Annotated in this window: 19 protein-coding genes; 11 read left to right on the top strand and 8 right to left on the bottom strand. The window is 71.2% G+C overall.

Annotated features, from left to right (window positions below):
- Positions 1-2: 2 nt before the first annotated feature.
- From ACFWV3_RS04855 to ACFWV3_RS04840, 4 genes are all read left to right on the top strand, one after another.
- Positions 3-923 (top strand): pseudouridine-5'-phosphate glycosidase, encoded by a 921-nt coding sequence (locus tag ACFWV3_RS04855; RefSeq protein ID WP_382408337.1) that lies wholly within the window; start codon positions 3-5, stop codon positions 921-923.
- Positions 920-1,582, top strand: a complete 663-nt coding sequence (locus ACFWV3_RS04850) for an HAD family hydrolase (protein ID WP_382408336.1) — start codon at positions 920-922, stop codon at positions 1,580-1,582. Before ACFWV3_RS04855 ends, ACFWV3_RS04850 begins: the two co-directional genes overlap by 4 nt.
- Positions 1,579-2,244 (top strand): uracil phosphoribosyltransferase, encoded by a 666-nt coding sequence (gene upp, locus ACFWV3_RS04845; RefSeq protein ID WP_382408335.1) that lies wholly within the window; start codon positions 1,579-1,581, stop codon positions 2,242-2,244. Before ACFWV3_RS04850 ends, upp begins: the two co-directional genes overlap by 4 nt.
- Before the next feature lie 64 nt (positions 2,245-2,308).
- The gene (locus tag ACFWV3_RS04840) at positions 2,309-3,154 is read left to right on the top strand and encodes an EamA family transporter (RefSeq protein ID WP_382409353.1); all 846 of its coding nucleotides are present in this window, start codon (positions 2,309-2,311) and stop codon (positions 3,152-3,154) included.
- On the opposite strand, the gene ACFWV3_RS04835 is transcribed toward ACFWV3_RS04840, so the two are convergent.
- Entirely contained in the window at positions 3,136-3,708 is a 573-nt protein-coding gene (locus ACFWV3_RS04835; RefSeq protein WP_382408334.1) for a dihydrofolate reductase family protein, read from the bottom strand. The genes ACFWV3_RS04840 and ACFWV3_RS04835 overlap by 19 nt on opposite strands.
- A gap of 207 nt (positions 3,709-3,915) precedes the next feature.
- Between ACFWV3_RS04835 and ACFWV3_RS04830 the strand changes: the two genes are divergently transcribed.
- Positions 3,916-4,137, top strand: coding sequence for a hypothetical protein (locus ACFWV3_RS04830; protein WP_382408333.1), 222 nt, complete (start codon positions 3,916-3,918; stop codon positions 4,135-4,137).
- Here ACFWV3_RS04830 and ACFWV3_RS04825 read toward each other — a convergent pair.
- From ACFWV3_RS04825 to ACFWV3_RS04810, 4 genes are read right to left on the bottom strand one after another with little or no spacing between them, the layout of a single operon-like run.
- On the bottom strand, positions 4,134-4,745 hold the full coding sequence (locus tag ACFWV3_RS04825) for a response regulator transcription factor (RefSeq protein ID WP_382408332.1): 612 nt from the start codon (positions 4,743-4,745) through the stop codon (positions 4,134-4,136). The genes ACFWV3_RS04830 and ACFWV3_RS04825 overlap by 4 nt on opposite strands.
- Positions 4,742-5,806, bottom strand: a complete 1,065-nt coding sequence (locus tag ACFWV3_RS04820; protein WP_382408331.1) for a sensor histidine kinase — start codon at positions 5,804-5,806, stop codon at positions 4,742-4,744. Before ACFWV3_RS04820 ends, ACFWV3_RS04825 begins: the two co-directional genes overlap by 4 nt.
- A complete protein-coding gene (locus tag ACFWV3_RS04815) occupies positions 5,803-6,534 on the bottom strand; it encodes an ABC transporter permease (RefSeq protein ID WP_382408330.1) in 732 nt (243 codons plus the stop codon). The genes ACFWV3_RS04820 and ACFWV3_RS04815 overlap by 4 nt, the downstream gene beginning before the upstream one ends.
- On the bottom strand, positions 6,531-7,421 hold the full coding sequence (locus ACFWV3_RS04810) for an ABC transporter ATP-binding protein (RefSeq protein WP_382408328.1): 891 nt from the start codon (positions 7,419-7,421) through the stop codon (positions 6,531-6,533). The genes ACFWV3_RS04815 and ACFWV3_RS04810 overlap by 4 nt, the downstream gene beginning before the upstream one ends.
- A 114-nt stretch (positions 7,422-7,535) precedes the next feature.
- Between ACFWV3_RS04810 and ACFWV3_RS04805 the strand changes: the two genes are divergently transcribed.
- Positions 7,536-7,898 (top strand): hypothetical protein, encoded by a 363-nt coding sequence (locus ACFWV3_RS04805; RefSeq protein WP_382408326.1) that lies wholly within the window; start codon positions 7,536-7,538, stop codon positions 7,896-7,898.
- A gap of 9 nt (positions 7,899-7,907) precedes the next feature.
- On the top strand, positions 7,908-8,273 hold the full coding sequence (locus tag ACFWV3_RS04800) for a MerR family transcriptional regulator (RefSeq protein ID WP_382408324.1): 366 nt from the start codon (positions 7,908-7,910) through the stop codon (positions 8,271-8,273).
- Here ACFWV3_RS04800 and ACFWV3_RS04795 read toward each other — a convergent pair.
- Complete coding sequence (locus tag ACFWV3_RS04795; protein WP_382408322.1) at positions 8,234-9,874, bottom strand: BTAD domain-containing putative transcriptional regulator; 1,641 nt, start codon at positions 9,872-9,874, stop codon at positions 8,234-8,236. The two genes, ACFWV3_RS04800 and ACFWV3_RS04795, sit on opposite strands and share 40 nt — an antisense overlap.
- A gap of 135 nt (positions 9,875-10,009) precedes the next feature.
- Between ACFWV3_RS04795 and ACFWV3_RS04790 the strand changes: the two genes are divergently transcribed.
- The 3 genes from ACFWV3_RS04790 to ACFWV3_RS04780 all read left to right on the top strand — a co-directional run bounded on the left by ACFWV3_RS04790 (position 10,010) and on the right by ACFWV3_RS04780 (position 13,170).
- Complete coding sequence (locus ACFWV3_RS04790) at positions 10,010-10,531, top strand: RICIN domain-containing protein (protein ID WP_382408320.1); 522 nt, start codon at positions 10,010-10,012, stop codon at positions 10,529-10,531.
- Positions 10,532-10,615: 84 nt separating this feature from the next.
- Positions 10,616-11,290 carry a DNA alkylation repair protein gene (locus tag ACFWV3_RS04785; RefSeq protein ID WP_382408318.1) on the top strand — a complete coding sequence of 225 codons (675 nt, stop codon included), beginning with the start codon at positions 10,616-10,618 and terminating at the stop codon, positions 11,288-11,290.
- Positions 11,291-11,367: 77 nt separating this feature from the next.
- Positions 11,368-13,170 (top strand): LamG-like jellyroll fold domain-containing protein, encoded by a 1,803-nt coding sequence (locus ACFWV3_RS04780; protein ID WP_382408316.1) that lies wholly within the window; start codon positions 11,368-11,370, stop codon positions 13,168-13,170.
- Positions 13,171-13,172: 2 nt separating this feature from the next.
- Here the strand turns inward: ACFWV3_RS04780 and ACFWV3_RS04775 are convergent, their stop codons facing one another.
- Positions 13,173-13,421 carry a hypothetical protein gene (locus ACFWV3_RS04775; protein WP_382408314.1) on the bottom strand — a complete coding sequence of 83 codons (249 nt, stop codon included), beginning with the start codon at positions 13,419-13,421 and terminating at the stop codon, positions 13,173-13,175.
- A 265-nt stretch (positions 13,422-13,686) separates the two neighbouring features.
- Here ACFWV3_RS04775 and ACFWV3_RS04770 point away from each other — a divergent pair, with 265 nt between their 5' ends.
- Entirely contained in the window at positions 13,687-14,889 is a 1,203-nt protein-coding gene (locus ACFWV3_RS04770) for a PucR family transcriptional regulator (RefSeq protein WP_382408312.1), read from the top strand.
- On the opposite strand, the gene ACFWV3_RS04765 is transcribed toward ACFWV3_RS04770, so the two are convergent.
- The gene (locus tag ACFWV3_RS04765) at positions 14,817-16,364 is read right to left on the bottom strand and encodes a carboxylesterase/lipase family protein (protein WP_382408310.1); all 1,548 of its coding nucleotides are present in this window, start codon (positions 16,362-16,364) and stop codon (positions 14,817-14,819) included. The two genes, ACFWV3_RS04770 and ACFWV3_RS04765, sit on opposite strands and share 73 nt — an antisense overlap.
- Positions 16,365-16,433 lie beyond the last annotated feature (69 nt).

Genomic DNA, 16,433 nt, shown 5'->3' with positions numbered 1-16,433 from the left:
AGATGAACATTCCCCTGGTGTACAGCGAGGAAGTGGCCGAGGCGATCACGGCCGGGCAGCCGGTCGTGGCGCTGGAGTCCAACGTCATCACGCACGGCCTCGACTACCCCGACAACGCCGAGACGGCACGCCGGGTCGAGGACGCGGTCCGGGCGGGGGGCGCGGTGCCGGCCACGATCGGCGTCGACGGCGGCAGGATCCTGGTCGGCCTCTCGGAGAACGACGTCGAGAGGTTCGCGACGACACCGGGCATCCCGAAGGTCAGCAGCCGGGACCTGCCGATCGTGCTGGCACGCGGGGGGATGGGCGCCACGACGGTCGCGTCGTCGGTGATCGCCGCCGAGCTCGCGGGGCTGAAGTTCTTCTCCTCCGCGGGGATCGGCGGCGTGCACCGCGGCGCCGAACGCACGATGGACATCTCGTCGGACCTGGTGCAGTTCACCAGGAGCAAGGTCGCCGTGGTGTGCGCGGGGGCGAAGAACATCCTCGACCTCGGGCTCACGATGGAGTTCCTGGAGACGCACTGCGTGCCGGTCGTCGCCTACCGCTCGGACGACTTCCCGGCGTTCTACTGCGTGTCCAGCGGGCTGCGCAGCCCGCACCGCTTCGACGACGCCGGGCTGCTGGCCCGTGCGATCGAGAACCACTGGGCCGTCGGCAACCCCGGCTCGTTCCTGGTCACCACCCCGACCAAGCTCGCCGACGCGATCGACGGCGCCGAGGTCGAGGCGGTGATCGACGAGGCGGTCACCCGTGCCGAACGCGACGGCGTGAGCGGTCAGGCGATCACGAAGTACCTGATGCGCGCCGTCGACAGGGCCACCGAGGGACGATCCGCGAAGGCCAACCAGGCGGTGCTGATCAGCACCGCCGAGGTGGCCGCCGAACTGGCCGTCGCGCACGCGAAGGAGTTCTCCCCGTGAGCCGCTGCGTGATCTTCGACCTCGACGGCACGCTCGTCGACTCCCCGCGCGGGATCGTCACGACGTTCGCCGCGGTGTTCGCCCAGCTCGACCTGCCCACGGTGGACTCGGGCACGATCCGCGGCACGATCGGGCTGCCGCTGCCGGCGGCGTTCGCGAAGGTGCTCGGGGTCTCCGAGGACGAGCCGGTGGTCGGCACGTGCGTCGAGCTGTACCAGTCGACGTTCCGCAAGATCGTGCTGCCGATGGCGACGCAGCTGGTGTTCCCCGGCGTGTACGACGGGCTGCAGTCGTTGCGGCAGAACGGTTTCCTGCTGGCCGTGGCGACGAGCAAGTTCATCCGCAACGCCGAGGCGCTGCTCACCGCCGCCGGCCTGCGCGAGGAGTTCTCGGTGGTCGTCGGCGCGGACCAGGTCTCGAAGCCCAAGCCGGACCCCGAGTCCGGCTTCGTCGTGCTGGAGCGGCTCGGCGTGGCCGCGGAGCACGCCGTGATGGTCGGCGACACCACGCACGACGTGCTGATGGCGCACGGCGCCGGAATGTCGTCGGTGGCCGTGACGTACGGCGTGCACAGCGTCGACCAGCTGCTCAGCGCCAACCCCACCTGGCTCGTCGACTCCTTCGCCGGGGTCGTCGCCGCCGTGAAGGAGTGCACGTGACATCCATCGACGCCTACCTGGAGAAGAACGTCCACCTGTTACCGCAGACGAACCAGCTGCGCGCGTTGCACACGATCGTCCGCGACCGCAACGCCTCCCGCGAGGACTTCGTCTTCTACACCGAGCGGATCAACCGGCTGCTCATCGAGGCCGGTCTCGACCTGCTGCCGTTCGAGTCCCACGACGTCACGACGCCCGTCGGCGCGACCTACCACGGTCTGCGGCCGAGCGGGAAGCTCGTCGGCGTGCCGGTCATCCGTGCGGGCGAGAGCATGGAGGCCGGGCTGCGGGCGGTGGTCCCGGCCGCGCGCATCGGCAAGATCCTCATCCAGCGGGACAGGGTCACCAAGCTGCCGAAGCTCTACTACGCGAACCTGCCGGAGGACATCGCGTCGCGGCACGTGCTGCTGCTCGACCCGATGCTCGCCACCGGCGGCACGGCGAACGCGGCGATTCAAGTGCTGCTCGACCACGGCGTGTTAGAAGAGAACATCGTCTTCGTCACCTTCATCACGGTGGCCGAGGGCATCGAGGCGGTGTGCTCGCGGTACCCGCTCGTGCGGATCGTGACGTCCGCGATCGAGGAACGGCTCAGCGAGGACGCCTACATGCTGCCCGGCATCGGCGACTTCGGCGACAGGTTCTTCGGCACGGACAAGTGACAGGAGTGCTGCGGTGAAAGGCAACCGGCTGCTGGCGGACTCGGCGATCACGGCACTCGCACCGATGATCTGGGGCAGCACCTACCTCGTCACCACGCAGCTGCTGCCACCGGACCGGCCACTGCTGGCCGCGGTGGTCCGCGCGTTGCCCGCGGGCCTGATCCTGTTGCTGTTCGGCCGGATCCTGCCCACCGGGATCTGGTGGTGGCGCGCGCTCGTGCTGGGAACGCTGAACATCGGCGCGTTCTTCTTCCTGCTCTTCGTCTCGGCCTACCACCTGCCCGGCGGCGTCGCGGCCCTCGTCGGCTCGGTGCAGCCGGTGATCGTGCTGGTCCTGGCCGCACTGGTGCTCGGCGACCGCGTCCGCCTGCCGCACGTGCTCGCCTGCCTGGCGGCCGTGGTGGGAGTCGGGCTGCTGGTGCTGAAGGCGACCGCGCAGCTGGACCTCGTGGGCGTGTTCGCCGCGCTCGGTGCCGCGTGCTGCATGGCGTCCGGGATCGTGCTCACCAAGCGGTGGCAGCGCCCGGTGAACGTGCTGCTGTTCACCGGCTGGCAGCTCACCGCGGGCGGACTCGTGCTGTTGCCCGCGCTGTTCCTGCTGGAAGGCCTGCCGAGCACGATCACCGGCACCAACGCCCTGGGGTTCGGCTACCTGATCGTGCTCGGCTCGCTGTTCGGCTATTCGGTCTGGTTCCGCGGCACGGACCGGGTGCCGGCGATCGGGCTGTCGTTCCTCGGCTTCTGCAGCCCGATCGTCGCCACCGTGCTCGGGTACGTGTTCCTCGGCCAGACGCTGTCGTTCCTGCAGTTCGTGGGCGCGGTGGTGCTCATCGGCGCGATCGTGCTGGTGCAGCTGACGCCGGTGCAGAAGGCGCTTCCCGAACGGGAGCTTCAGCGCACGACGTCGTAGACCAGCTTCTGGATGCCGTTCGCGTACGTTTCGCTCTCGACGACCTTCAGCATCTGCTTGTCCTTGTCGGTCGCGCTGAACAGCCGCTTGCCCGCGCCGAGCAGCACCGGGAACACCAGCAGGTGGTAGCGGTCGATCAGACCGGCGTCGGACAGGTTCCGGTTCAGCGTCGCGCTGCCGTGGATCGAGATCGGGCCGCCGTCGGTCTCCTTCAGCGCCGCCACGTCGTCGAGGGAGCGCAGGATGGTGATGTCGCCCCAGTTGTCGACGAGCTGGTCGTCCTTCAGCGTGCTGGAGACGACGTACTTCGGCATGACGTTGTACTGCGGGAAGTAGTCGAGCGTCGGCCACACCGGCGCGAACGCCTCGTAGCTGACCCGGCCCATCATCATGGCCGCGGCCTCCTCCTGCTCGCGGCCCTTGATCTCGTAGGCGGCCTCGTCGAACTCGATGTCCTTGAACGTCCAGCCGGAGCTGCGGTGACCCGGCTCGCCACCGGGGGCTTCGACGACGCCGTCGAGGGAGACGAAGGCGGTGGCGATCAGGGTGCGCATCTGGGTTCTCCTCGTGTTCGAACTCGCTGTCATCGGTGCGTCGAACGGGAGGTGCCGGGAATCGACATCTCGCGTCGAGAAATCTTCGGTCATCGTCCGCGGCCGTGCAGAACGCCTCGCGGGGACCGGTCAGGAATCGAGAAGCACGGGCTCCGCGGTGCTCCTAGCGTTGTCCCCATCGCCAGGACGAGAGGGAGGACGAGCACGATGAGCAGCAGCAAGGGGATCCGGCAGTTCCACCGCGTGGTGAGCATGGTGTTCATGGCCACGGTGGTGTTCACGGCGGTCGCGCTGACCGTGGACAGCTCGGTGGTGTGGGTGTCGTACGTGCCGTTGCTGCCGCTGTTCGTCCTGATGGGGACCGGTGTGTACATGTGGTTCCTGCCGACGATCGCCAAGCGTCGCGCCGCACGTCGGGCAACTGTCTAGAGCCAGCCACGGTCCCGTGCGGTGTTCGCCGCCTCGGACCGGTTCTTCGCGCCGAGCTTCGCCATCGCCGTCGACAGGTAGTTGCGGACCGTGCCCTCGGCGAGGTTCAGTCGTGCGGCGATGTCGGCGTTGCTCGCACCGGTCGTGACCTCGCGCAACAGCTCGCGTTCGCGGGGTGTGAGCGGGTCGGCGCTGTCCCAGGCGGCCATCGCGAGCTCGGGTGCCACGACCCGTTCGCCGGCGTGCACCCGCCGCAGCGCCGACACCAGGTCCGCGATCGGCGCGTCCTTGAGCACGTACCCCGCCACGCCCGACTCCATCGCGCGGCGGAGGTAGCCGCTGCGGGCGAACGTCGTGATGATCAGCACGCGCGTGGCGTCGCCCCGGCGGCTGAGCTCCTGGGCGACGTCGAGGCCGGTGCGGCCGGGCATCTCGATGTCGGTGAGCAGCACGTCGGGGCGGTGTTCGGCGACGGCCGCGAGGGCCTCGTCGCCGTCGCCCGCCGTCGCGACGACCGCGACGTCGGGCTGGAGGTCGAGCAGCTGGGCGAAGGCGCCGCGCACCATCGCCTGGTCCTCGGCGAGCACCACCCGGATCGCGCCGGTCACGTCGCCACCTCCAGCGGCACCGCGATCGTCACCGTCGTCCCCGCCGACCCGCTCCGCCGCACCACGCCCCCGAGCGCCGCGATCCGTTCGCGCATCCCCGTCAACCCGTTCCCCTCCGGCCCGCGGCTGCCGACGCCGTCGTCGGCGACCACCACCCGCAGCTCCCCGTCGCGCGCCTCCACGACGATGCGGCAGGTCGACGCGGCCGCGTGCCGGGCCACGTTCGTCACCGCCTCCCGCACCGCCAGCGCCAGCTCGTGCTCGGTCGACCCGACGATCGCGAGCCCGGAGTCGCGCCGCACGACCACCTCGACCCCCAACGACGTCAACGCCGCCCGCGCCGCCTCCAGCTCCGTCTCCAGGCTCGCGCTGCGCCACCCGCTGACGGCGGCGCGGATCTCGCTCAACGCCGCCCGCGCCGCGCCTTCGATCTCGGCCGCCTCCGCCGGAGCCCGCTCAGGGTCCGCCGCGACCAGCTGGGCCCGCACGATGATCGCCGTCAGCGTGTGGCCGAGCAGGTCGTGCAGGTCACGGGCGATGCGCTCGCGTTCGGCGAGGGTCGCGAGGTGCTCGACGCGGGCGGTGCGGATCCGCAGCTCGGCCGCGTCGCGCTCCCGTTCCGCCCACTCGACCTGCAGGATGCCGACCAGCCACAGGAAGATCAGCGACGGCAGCAGCCCCCACAGCCGGTACGGCATCGGCACCGCCGACACCACGGCGAACAGGCAGATCAACGCCGACAGCCCGACGAACCACCGCATCGCCACCCGCCGCGACTCCACGAGCCCCGCGAACGCCGCCGCGTAGACGAAGAGCACCGCCGCACCGGTGTTGAACGGCGTCACCAGGGACCCGAGCACCACCGTCGGCACGAGGCACCACCAGCGGACCAGGTCGGCCCGGAGCCACGACAGCACGTACAGCGGCACGAAGATCACGGCCACCACGGCGACGAGCGCCCAGTCCACCCAGCCGGCGCCGGTGTCGAAGACCGGCGACCACAGCAGGTTGCCCAGGTAGAGCAGGTGGAACCAGCGCGAGATCCCAGAGGCTTTTTTCATGACCGCGCATGACGATACGACACCGCGGCCAGTCCGGCGGCGACGATCGTCATACCCGCCAGCACCAGCACGTGTGTCAGCGCGGGCGCGCCCGTCAGCTGGGCGAGCGCCAGCCGTCCCAGGTGGTAGGTCGGCAGGAACCGCGCCACGTCGGCGAAGAACGCCGGCATGATCTCCAGCGGCATCCACAGTCCGGAGAGGACGGCCGACGGGATCAGGATCGCGTTCAGCACGGCCGCCGCGGCGCCCGCCCCGACCTGGAACCCGATCGCGAGGCTCAGCAACGCGAACGGCAACGCGCCGAGGACCAGCACGGCGAGCACCCGCAGCACGGTGGGCAGCGGCGCGTCCAACGCACCCGTGAGAGCCGCCGTCGCCGTCATCGCGAGCAGCACGCCCACCGCGTAGGGCAGCGCCGCCACGACCTTCGCCGCGAGCGTCACGCCGATCGGCACCGCCGACACCTGCTTCGCCCGCAGCCACCCGCGTTCCCGGTCGGCCGCGACGCCGATGCCGGGGTTCATCAGCACCACCGAGATCGCACCGAACGCGCCGAACGTGGCGAGCATCGTCGTCCCCGCCGACACCCCGCCGCTGCTGAGCTTCCCGAACAGCGACACGAACAACGCGAAGAACCCGACCGGCATGATGATCGAGAAGAACAACGCCGCCGGCTCGCGGACGATACCCCTCAGCTCGTCCGCCAGCTCGACCCCGAAGACCTTCACGCGGCACCCCTCTCCATCAGACCGGCCACTGCCTCTTCCAGCCCGGCGCTCTCGACCCGCAGGCCGGTCAGTCCGGGGTCCTCCGCGAGCCACACCCGCAGCAACGCCTCGGGCGCGCGGGTGCCCACGTGCACGTGCTCGCCGTCGGCGCGCACCGACACCACACCGGGCAGCGCTTCGAGCCGCGGCACACCCAACGACGTTCGCGCGATCACCGTGCGGTCGGGCAGCCGAGCCACCAGCTCGTCCGGCGTGCCGCCGGCCCGCACACGCCCGCCGTCCACGACGACCACGCGGTCGGCGACGGCCGACGACTCCTCAATGAGGTGCGTGGTGATCAGCACGCCGGTCCCGCGCTCCCGCCGTTCCGCGAGCAGCTGCCAGAACCTCCTGCGGGCGGGCAGGTCCAGGCCCGCGGTCGGTTCGTCGAGCACGAGCAGCCGCGGGTCGGCCACCAGGGCCATCGCGAGCTGCAGCCGCTGCTTCTGCCCGCCGGAGAGCTTCGACGCGCGCCGCCCGGCCAGGTCCGTCAGGTCGAGCTCAGCCATCACCGGCCCGGCGGCGGACCGGGCGACACCGGCCCGCACCGCCGCACCCGTGACGAGCTCGCTCACCTTCAGGGTGTTCGGGAACCCGAGCGACTGCTGCACGACGCCCATCCGCCGGCGGGTGGCCGCGACGCGCGGGTCGCCACCGCAGACCCTGACCACGCCGTCCCCCGCCGGCAGCAGCCCGATGATCATGTTCACCAGCGTCGTCTTGCCCGCGCCGTTCGGCCCGAGCAGCGCCACGCACTCCCCCGCGCCGACGTCGAGGTCGACCCCGTCCACCGCTCGCGTGGCACCGTAGCTGTGCCGCGCCCCGCGCACTTCGAGCACCGTTTCCATGGCGTTGAGCCTGGTCGAACGGGGTGCGCACCAGTAGTGAAGCGCCGTCACCAGGTCCGGGTGACAAATGTCAGCTTGACCCTGCACCGTGGTGCGGAGTGCATCGTCACGGCCATGACGAGTGATCAGTCCGTGCGCCGCTGGGGCCGAGCGGGTGCGGTGTACGACTTCGTGGCGAGCATCGCGTTCGTGACTCCGTGGACCGCCGGCCTGGCGATGAACCTGTTGGGAGTCAACGGGACCACGCCGACGCTCCTGTTCGCCACGTTGTTCGGCACCGTGGTGGTGATGTGGTCGATCGCCCGCTGGTACCGCCCGGAGCCGTTGCTGATCAGCATCGACACCGTCGGCCGCGCGCTGTTCAGCCTCTGGTTCGTCTGGGCGCTGCTGGACGGACAGACGAAGGCGCTGCTGGTGTTCCTGGCGCTGGAGCTGTTCTGGGGCGCGGTCCAGCTGCGCGCCCTGGTGCGGAGGTAGTTTCCAGTGGTGCGCATATCCGAACTGGCCCGCGCCGCCGGGGTGGGCATCAGCACCGTGCGGTTCTACGAGCGGCGCGGCCTGGTCGTCCCCACCGCCCGCACCCACGGCGGCTACCGCCACTACGACCGGGAAGCGTTGCGGCGCCTGAAGTTCATCCGCCGCGCGCAACGGCTCGGCTTCACCCTCACCGAGGTCGGGCAGATCCTGGCCTTCTCCGCGGCACCGGACGACCTGGACGAGGTGGTCACCGGCAAGGTCGCGGAGATCGAGCAGCGGATGCGCGACCTCGAACGGGTGCGGCTGGCGTTGCTCGACGTCGCGGCCAACGGCGTTCAGGAGCAGTGCCCGGTGGTCGCCGCGCTGAACGACTGAGCCAGCTCGGCGGCGTAGGCCCGCAGGAGCTCGTGCAGCGCGTACCGGCCAGGCCGGTGCTCGGTGAGCAGGTGGGCGCGGGTCAGCTCGGTGAGCGCCTGGCGGTTCTCCACGACCTCGGCGGCGACGCCGGCACCCAGCTCGCGGAACACGCGGGCCGCCTCGGGTGACAGGGCGCGGTACGACCAGGAGAACACCGCGCGCAGGTCGGTCGCCGGGTCGCCGGCGTCGAACGGGTCGAGCCCGTCGCGCAGCTCGGCGGCGATCGACTCCAGCGAGAACCCGGTGCAGGCGACGCGGGCGGCGACGACGCTCAGCGCCAGCGGCAGCCCGGCGCACCGCCGGACGATCTCGTCCACCGCGGCGGAGGGAGCGACGCCCAGCCGGGCCGTCACCAGCTCCCGTGACTCCGTCGTGGACAGCAGGCCCAGCGCGACCGGGTGCGCGCCGTCCGCGGCGACCAGACCGGGCAACCGGGTGCGGCTGGTCACCAGCACCAGTCCTCCGGGACCGCCGGGCAGCAACGGCCGGACCTGGTCGGCGTCCCTGGCGTTGTCCAGCACGACGAGCACCCGCTTGCCCGCCAGCGCACTGCGGTACAGGTCGGTCCGCACGTCCAGGCCGAGGGCGTCGAGGACCGCGCGCATCGCCTCACCCGGTGTCATGGCCGGGCGAGGGCCGAACCCGCGCAGGTCGACGTGCAGCTGCCCGTCCGGGAACCGGTCCGCGACCCGGTGCGCCCAGTGCACGGCCAGCGCCGTCTTGCCCACCCCTGCCGTGCCCGAGACCGCGACGACCGGGGTCCGGCCGGCGAGGAGCGCGTCGAGCGAGGCGAGCTCTCCAGCACGTCCGACGAACGACCGCGGCCGGGCCGGCAGCTGCCGCGGCACCAGGTCGGCGGCGAGGACCTGCCGGTGCGCCGACCGCAGCTCGGGGCCGGGGTCCGCGCCCAGTTCGTCGGCCAGCCGCCGGCGCACCTGCTCGTACCGCAGCAGGGCGTCCGCCTGTCGTCCGCTGCGGTACAGCGCGAGGACCAGCTGCCCGGCGAGCCGTTCGTCCAGCGGGAACAGCGCGGCCGTCTCGTGCAGCTCCGCCAGCAGCTCCGCGTGCCGTCCCTGCCGCAACGCCAGGTCGTTGCGGTCGAGCAGAGCGGCGAACCGGCGCGCCTGCACCGCGGCGCGCACCCCGGCGAACCACGGGGTGTCCGAAGTGGAGAACGGGTCGCCGCGCCACAACCGTAGTGCCTCGTCCAGCAGGTCGCCGGCGTCGAGCGGGCCGAGCCGGGCCCGTTCCACCAGGACGTCGAAGCGGTGCAGGTCCACGGACATCGGGTCGACGGTCAGCACGTACCCGCCCTGCCGCCCGGTGATCCGCACCCCCGGCAACGCCTGCCGCAGCCGTGAGACGTACCCGGCCACCGCGTTGCGCGCCCGGTGCGGCACCCGCTCGCCCCACACCCGGTCGACCAGCACGTCGACGGGCACCAGCCGGTTCGCCTCCACCAGCAGCACCGCCAGCACGCACCTCTGCCGGGGATGGCCGGCGTCCACGACCCGGTCACCGACGCGGACCTCGACCTCGCCGAGCAGTCCGAACTCCACCGGAAATCCCTCCGCGCCAAGGCCGCTGAGCAGCCGATCACACAACTCCCGAACACCCGCCCAACACCGCGCGGCCACTGTCGTCCACACCGGACCGGTCACAGGGACCCGGTCCTCACCTCCAGGGAGATCACCTTGTCCAGCAGGACGCTTCTTCGCCGTGCCGGCGCCGCGATCGCACTGACGGCCGCCGCGGTCGTACTGTCCGGGGTGGGCTCCGCCTCCGGCGCCGTCGAGTACGACCTGCTCCGCAACGTCAACAGCGCGAAGTGCCTGGACGTCGCCGACGGCAGCAACTCCAACAAGGCCGCGGTCCTGCAGTACACCTGCGACGCCTCGAAGTCCCACCAGCAGTGGACGCTGGAGCAGGTCGGCGACGGCAGCGGCGCAGTCCGCATCAAGGCCGCGCACAGCGGCAAGTGCGTCGACATCTGGGACTCGAGCCAGGACCCGACCGCGGACGCCATCCAGTACACCTGCAACGCCACGAAGTACAACCAGCAGTTCCTCGTGGAGTACACCGCGTCGGGCATGAAGTTCCGGGCGCGCCACAGCGGGCTGTGCCTCGACATCGAGGGCCGCGACTTCGCGAACAAGTCAATCCTGCACCAGAACACGTGCACCGCCCACCCGGCGCAGCTGTTCGTCATCGGCTGATCGGTCCCCTCCCGCGGGTCGTGCCCCTTCGCCGGGCACGACTCGTAGGCTGGCCGCCGACGGTGGCGAACGGGAGGTCGGACGGTGGCTGAGACGGCGGCAGTGTCGGTGGCGGACGTGCTGGCGGAACTGGCCGCGCTCGAAGACCCGAGAGCACGCGCGGTCAACGAGAAGCACGGCGACGACCACGGTGTGAACCTGAGCAAGCTGCGCGCGATCGCCAAGCGCCTCAAGACCCAGCAGGACCTGGCCGTCGAGCTGTGGCGGACCGGCGACACCGCGGCCCGGCTGCTGGCGCTGCTGATCTGCCGCCCCAAGGCGTTCACGCGCGACGAGCTCGACGCGATGCTGCGCGAGGCCCACCGCCCGAAGGTCCACGACTGGCTCGTGAACTACGTCGTGAAGAAGAGCGCGCACGCCGAGGACCTGCGGCGGACGTGGTTCGCCGATCCAGACCCGGTGGTCGCGAGCGCCGGCTGGGCGTTGACGGTCGACCGCGTGGCCAAACGGCAGGACGGCCTCGACCTGCCGGGACTGCTCGACCGGATCGAGCGGGAGATGAAGGACGCTCCCGACCGGTTGCAGTGGGCGATGAACCACTGCCTGGCGCAGATCGGCATCGAGCACCCGGACCTGCGCGCCCGCGCGATCGGCATCGGTGAGCGGCTGGAGGTCCTGAAGGACTACCCGACGCCGCCGAACTGCACGTCGCCGTTCGCCCCGGTCTGGATCGCCGAGATGGTGCGCCGCCAGGGCTGAGAGCGCTCTCGCACTGTTCAGCGCCTGTTCCCGTTCCCGTCAACCTCCTGTCCGATGTGGCCGGACATGCTGCCCGCATGGCCGAACAGTCGAAGATCGGGCGCCGCACGCTGCTGCAGGCCGCGTTCGCCGCCCCCGCCACCGCCGCGCTCGTCGGGAGCACCGGAACCGCCGCGGCCGCCCCGAACCGCGACTCCGGCGACCAGCGGTTCACGATCGCGGTCCTGCCGGACACCCAGTACCTGCTCGACGAGGGCGGCTCCGACCCCGAACCCGTCAAGGAGGCCCTGCGCTCGCTCGTGCGGCGGCGGCGCGAGGCGAACATCGTCTTCCTGGCGCACCTCGGCGACGTGACCGAGCACGGCACCGAGCAGGAGATGCGGACCGCCGACGCGGTGTTCGACGTCATCGGCGGGCAGCTCCCGTACAGCGTGCTGGCCGGCAACCACGACGTGCCCGGCGGTGACGACCAGCGCGGTCCCACGCCGTACTCGCGGACGTTCGGGCCGGACCGGTTCCAGCGGATGAAGACGTTCGGCGGTGCGTCCCCCGGCGGGTACAACACGTTCCACACCTTCCGGGCCGGCGGGCGCGAGTGGCTGGTGCTCGCGCTGGACTGGCGGGTGTCGGAGAAGGGCGCCGAGTGGGCGCAGGGCGTGCTCGACCGGCACCAGGGCGTGCCCACGATCCTCACCACGCACGATCTCGTCGGCAACAGCCCGGAGGCCGCGCTGTCCGCCCACGGCCAGTTCCTCTGGGACCGGCTGATCAAGCGCAACGACCAGGTCTTCCTCACCCTCAACGGGCACTACTGGCCGTCCGGCCGCACGACGCTCACCAACGACCACGGCAACCCCGTGCACCTGCACATCACGAACTACCAGGAGCGCTACTACGGCGGCGCGGGGATGGTCCGGTTCTACTCGTTCGACCTGGCGCGCAACGTGATCGACGTCGAGACGTTCTCGCCGTGGCTGCTGACCAGGCGGAACACCCTTCCGGAGGCCGAGACCGCCGAGCGCAGCGGTGATCTCGACCGGTTCTCCGTCGAACTCGACTTCGGCGCCCGGTTCCCGTTGCCGCCGTCCGCGCCGCGGCCCGCGCGTTCCGTCGTCACCAGGGACACGCTGGCGTACTGGCGGTTCGACACCGAGGGGCTGCCGTCCGCGAAGGAAGGTCCCGTGGCGCCCGGCACGGTCGTCCGCGACCTCACCGGCAAGGGCAACGACCTCACCGTCGTGCACCTGCACACCGGTTCACCCGACCTGCTGACGTGGCACCGCGACCACCACGACGGCCAGCCCGCGCACGCCAGCCTGCTGTTCGGCGGCGGCAAGGGTCCCGACCGCGGCGCGATCCTGCGCACGGCGGCGACGGCGCCGATCGCCAGCGCGAAGTTCGAGTCCGGCTACACCATCGAGACGTTCCTCAAGCTGCCCAGCCCGTTCGACGGCGACCACGCGTGGATGGGCGTGCTGAGCTGGGAGGGCCGCGCCGGGGACGCGGGCAAGCACAGCGGCTGGTCCGACCTGGAGCCCACGTGCAGCCTGAACGTCTCCGGCGAGCGGTTCCTGCAGTTCGTCGTCTACCCCGTGCCCGGCGACGCCGACCCCACGTCGTGGAGCCACGCGATCCCCGTCGGCCGGTGGACGCACGTCGCGGTGGTCAACGACGGCAGGCGCACCACGATGTACGTCGACGGCGCCAAGATCGCGCGCAACGCCTCGGAGGAGTCCAGGGGCATCACGACCCAGGGCAAGCCGTTCGTGATCGGCGCGACCGGGTTCGACCTGCAGTACGGCCAGGGCTTCTACGGCTCGATCGGCGACACGCGCATCACCGGCAGGGCGTTGCGCACCGACCAGTTCCTGACCGGCTGAGCTCAGAACCGGGAGTGGTCCGGCGCCGGGGGGAGCTCGAGCAGCTCCCCCGCGACATCGAGGAACTCGCCGCCGCGCTGCCACAGCGCGTGGTCGGGGTCGACGACGAACGGGTCGGCCGGGTCGACGTCGTCCTGCCGGACCCGGTAGGCCAACGCCTCCGACTCCGAGTACGCCAGCACCGTCTCGTTGGTGCCCTTCCACACCCTGCGGAACATGACGGCGTTGACGCACGTCATCCGGTCTTTCACGACGGAACGCTGAAAACCCCGCCGCAACAACAACTTCATGCATTCCTGAACGCTGTTCGCGTGTTCTGCCAAGTCGCTCCGCCCTACGTCTTGAACTGCTGATTCTGACTGATCAGCGACGACACGCTCACCGTCCGTCACTCGATCAGGTCAATTTCTTCGGGCAGATGCACAACGGCCGGCGCGTGTTTTCGTGCACAGCGCTCACCGAAGACGACCGCTTCGGGCGATGACACCGCGGCGGGTCATGGGACAACCTCTGCCGGTGGTCGACATCCAAGCCCCTGACCCGCTCGCACCGCTCTACGAACGGGCCGCGACGCAGATTCCCGGCATCGCCGACAAGGTGCTGGAGGCGTTCTTCGCCCGCTCGGCGGCCTACCGGCAGCTGCCGCACCAGCTCGTCGACCGGGAGATCGTCGACTCGGTGAGCCACAACCTGCAGGTCTTCCTGCGGGCGTTGCGCGAACGGCGGCCGCCGGCGGTGGAGGAGCTCACCGACCAGATCGCCACGGCGGTGCGCCGGGCGCAGCAGGGCGTGCCGCTCGACGTGGTGCTGAGCACGTACCACGTGGCCGCGCACGTCGGGTGGTCGGCGATGGCGAGCGTCGCGGAGAAGGACGAGGTGGACGACCTGCTGGCGACCGTGCCCGCGCTGCTGCAGTACCTGAGCGTCGCGGTGCCGGCCGTCGCCGCGTCCTACCTCACCGAGCAGCAGGCCCTGCACGCCGAACGCCGGGAGGCCGGTCGCGCGCTGGTGGCGGCACTGCTGACCGGCCGGGAGGCCGAGCCGCTGGCGGAACGGATCGGGCTCGACCTGTCCAGCCACCACGTGGTGCTCGCCGTGCGGGTCGAGGCGCCGCCGCCCGCCGAAGATCCGAGGTTCGCCGCCCACGCGCTGGTCCGGCGGCTGCGGGCGGAGCTGCCGAAGCACGCCCTGTCCGCGCTGGACCACGACGGCGGCACCGTGCTGCTGCCCACCACCGCCGACGCCGTGGAGCAGGAGCTGACCGACGCCGCCGACCTGGTGCGCAGGCTGCACACGGCGGCGGGCATCGGCGTGGTCGGCGGGATCGCCGCGGCGGAGAGCCGCGAGGACGTCCCCACCGCGGCGAGGCAGGCCGCCGACATCGCCGAGCTGGTCCAGCGCCTCGGCCGGCCGCCCGGCGCGTACGTCCTCGACGACGTGCTGCTCGAGTACCAGCTCTGCCGGCCGGGCCCCGGCCGCAAGCGCTTGGCGCTCGTGATGGACAAGCTGGCAGAGCACCCCGACCTGCTGCACACGCTGCGGGTGTTCCTGGAGAACGACCACAACCGCCACCGCACGGCCGAGAAGCTGCACCTGCACCGCAACACGCTGAACTACCGCCTGCGCCGCGTCACGGAGCTCACCGGCTACAACCCCGCCGACGCCGGGGACGTCCGGTTGCTCGCGGCCTCGATGGTCGTCCACGACCTGCGGTCCTGAGCCCAGAACCCGCAGTGGTGCTCCACCGCCAGGTCGACCGGCCCGATCGCGTCCGGTGCCAGTGACCGCACGTGCGGCCGTTCCGCGGTGAACCGCGGCCAGCCCGGGTCACCGCCGCGGGCGAACGCGGACCAGGAGGCGATCATCCGGTCCGAGAGCCGCTGCTGGGCGGGGCTGAACTTCGGCGTGGTGCCGCCGAGGTCGAAGAAGTCCCACAGGTCCGACGCGTGCTGGGCACCCAGCGGCATCGCGGGCGGCACCGGCGACAGCGCGGGCGGCGAGGGATCCGCGAACTCGTACTGGTGCACGTCGGTCCTGGCGGCGAGTCCTCGCGAGGTCTCGTACTGCGTGCAGGCCCACATCCGGTCGGTCACGATCGCCGCCCACGTGAGCGCCGCGGAGCCGTACCGTTCGCGCGGGTACTCGGCCCTGACTTCCGCCGCACGGTCACCGAACGTCTCGGCGAGCACCGTTTCGTACGTCGCCTCGCTCATCGGCGCACCGTTGTCGTACGCGGCGACCCACGGCGTTGCCTCGTCTCGTGTCGTACCACTCAGCACCGGAACGCGGTGGAACCTCCCCGCACGCACGGCATCGCCGGGATACGACGGCAGAACCTGTGTGCCGTAAGCAGGTTGGATGAACGCGAGGTGCTGCGGCATCAGCTCCTCCACCGGCTTCCCGCGCAGGCAGGCGATGTCGGCGCACCCCAGTTCGCGCGCGACGTCGGCCCCGTGCGCGGCGACGGCGGACAGCGGCTGGAAGATCGTCGCCGCCTGCTCGCCGCGGTACTCGAAGTTGTCGAGCCAGCCCGTCTCGCACGACCCGCTCTGCAGCACGGCCCGGTCGAACAACCCGGCCGCCGCGGGTGACGTGAGCTGCGCACACACGCTCATCGCGCCGGCGGACTGCCCGGCCAGCGTCACGTTGCGCGGGTCGCCGCCGAACGCGCCGGCGTTGGCGCGCACCCACCTCAGCGCGGCCTGCTGGTCGCGCAGCCCGAACGTCCCGGAGCCCGCCAGTCCCGGCATGCCGAAGAACCCGAAGATCCCCAGCCGGTAGTTGACCGTGACCACGACGACGTCACCGCGTTCGGCGAACCTGCGCGCGTCGTAGTTGGCCCCGGCGCCCATGAAGTAGCCACCGCCGTGCACCCAGACCACGACCGGCTTGCGGCCACCGGACTTCGGCGCGGTCACGTTGAGGTACAGGCAGTCCTCGGCGGTGCTGCCGTCCGGCACCTCCCCCGGCAGCTGCGCGCAGACGGGTCCGGGTTTCGTCGCGTCGCGCACGCCGTCCCACCGCGCGGGCGGCCGCGGGTCACGCCAACGCTCCGGCGGTGCCGCGTAAGGGATTCCCTCGAACACCCTCGTGCCGCCGCTGACTTCTCCTCGCACGACACCGGAATCGGTCCGCACGACCACGTCGTCCGCCGCGCTCGCGACACTTCCGCCCGATATGACCAAAGCCGCCACAACGGGCACCAGCCACGATTTCTTCACAAAGATCCCCCAATCCATGTCCCCGCAAGGACATCGCGAACG

It is taken from the genome of Lentzea sp. NPDC059081 (assembly GCF_042738015.1).
GTDB lineage: Bacteria > Actinomycetota > Actinomycetes > Mycobacteriales > Pseudonocardiaceae > Lentzea.
This window is presented reverse-complemented; position numbering and strand designations above follow the sequence as displayed.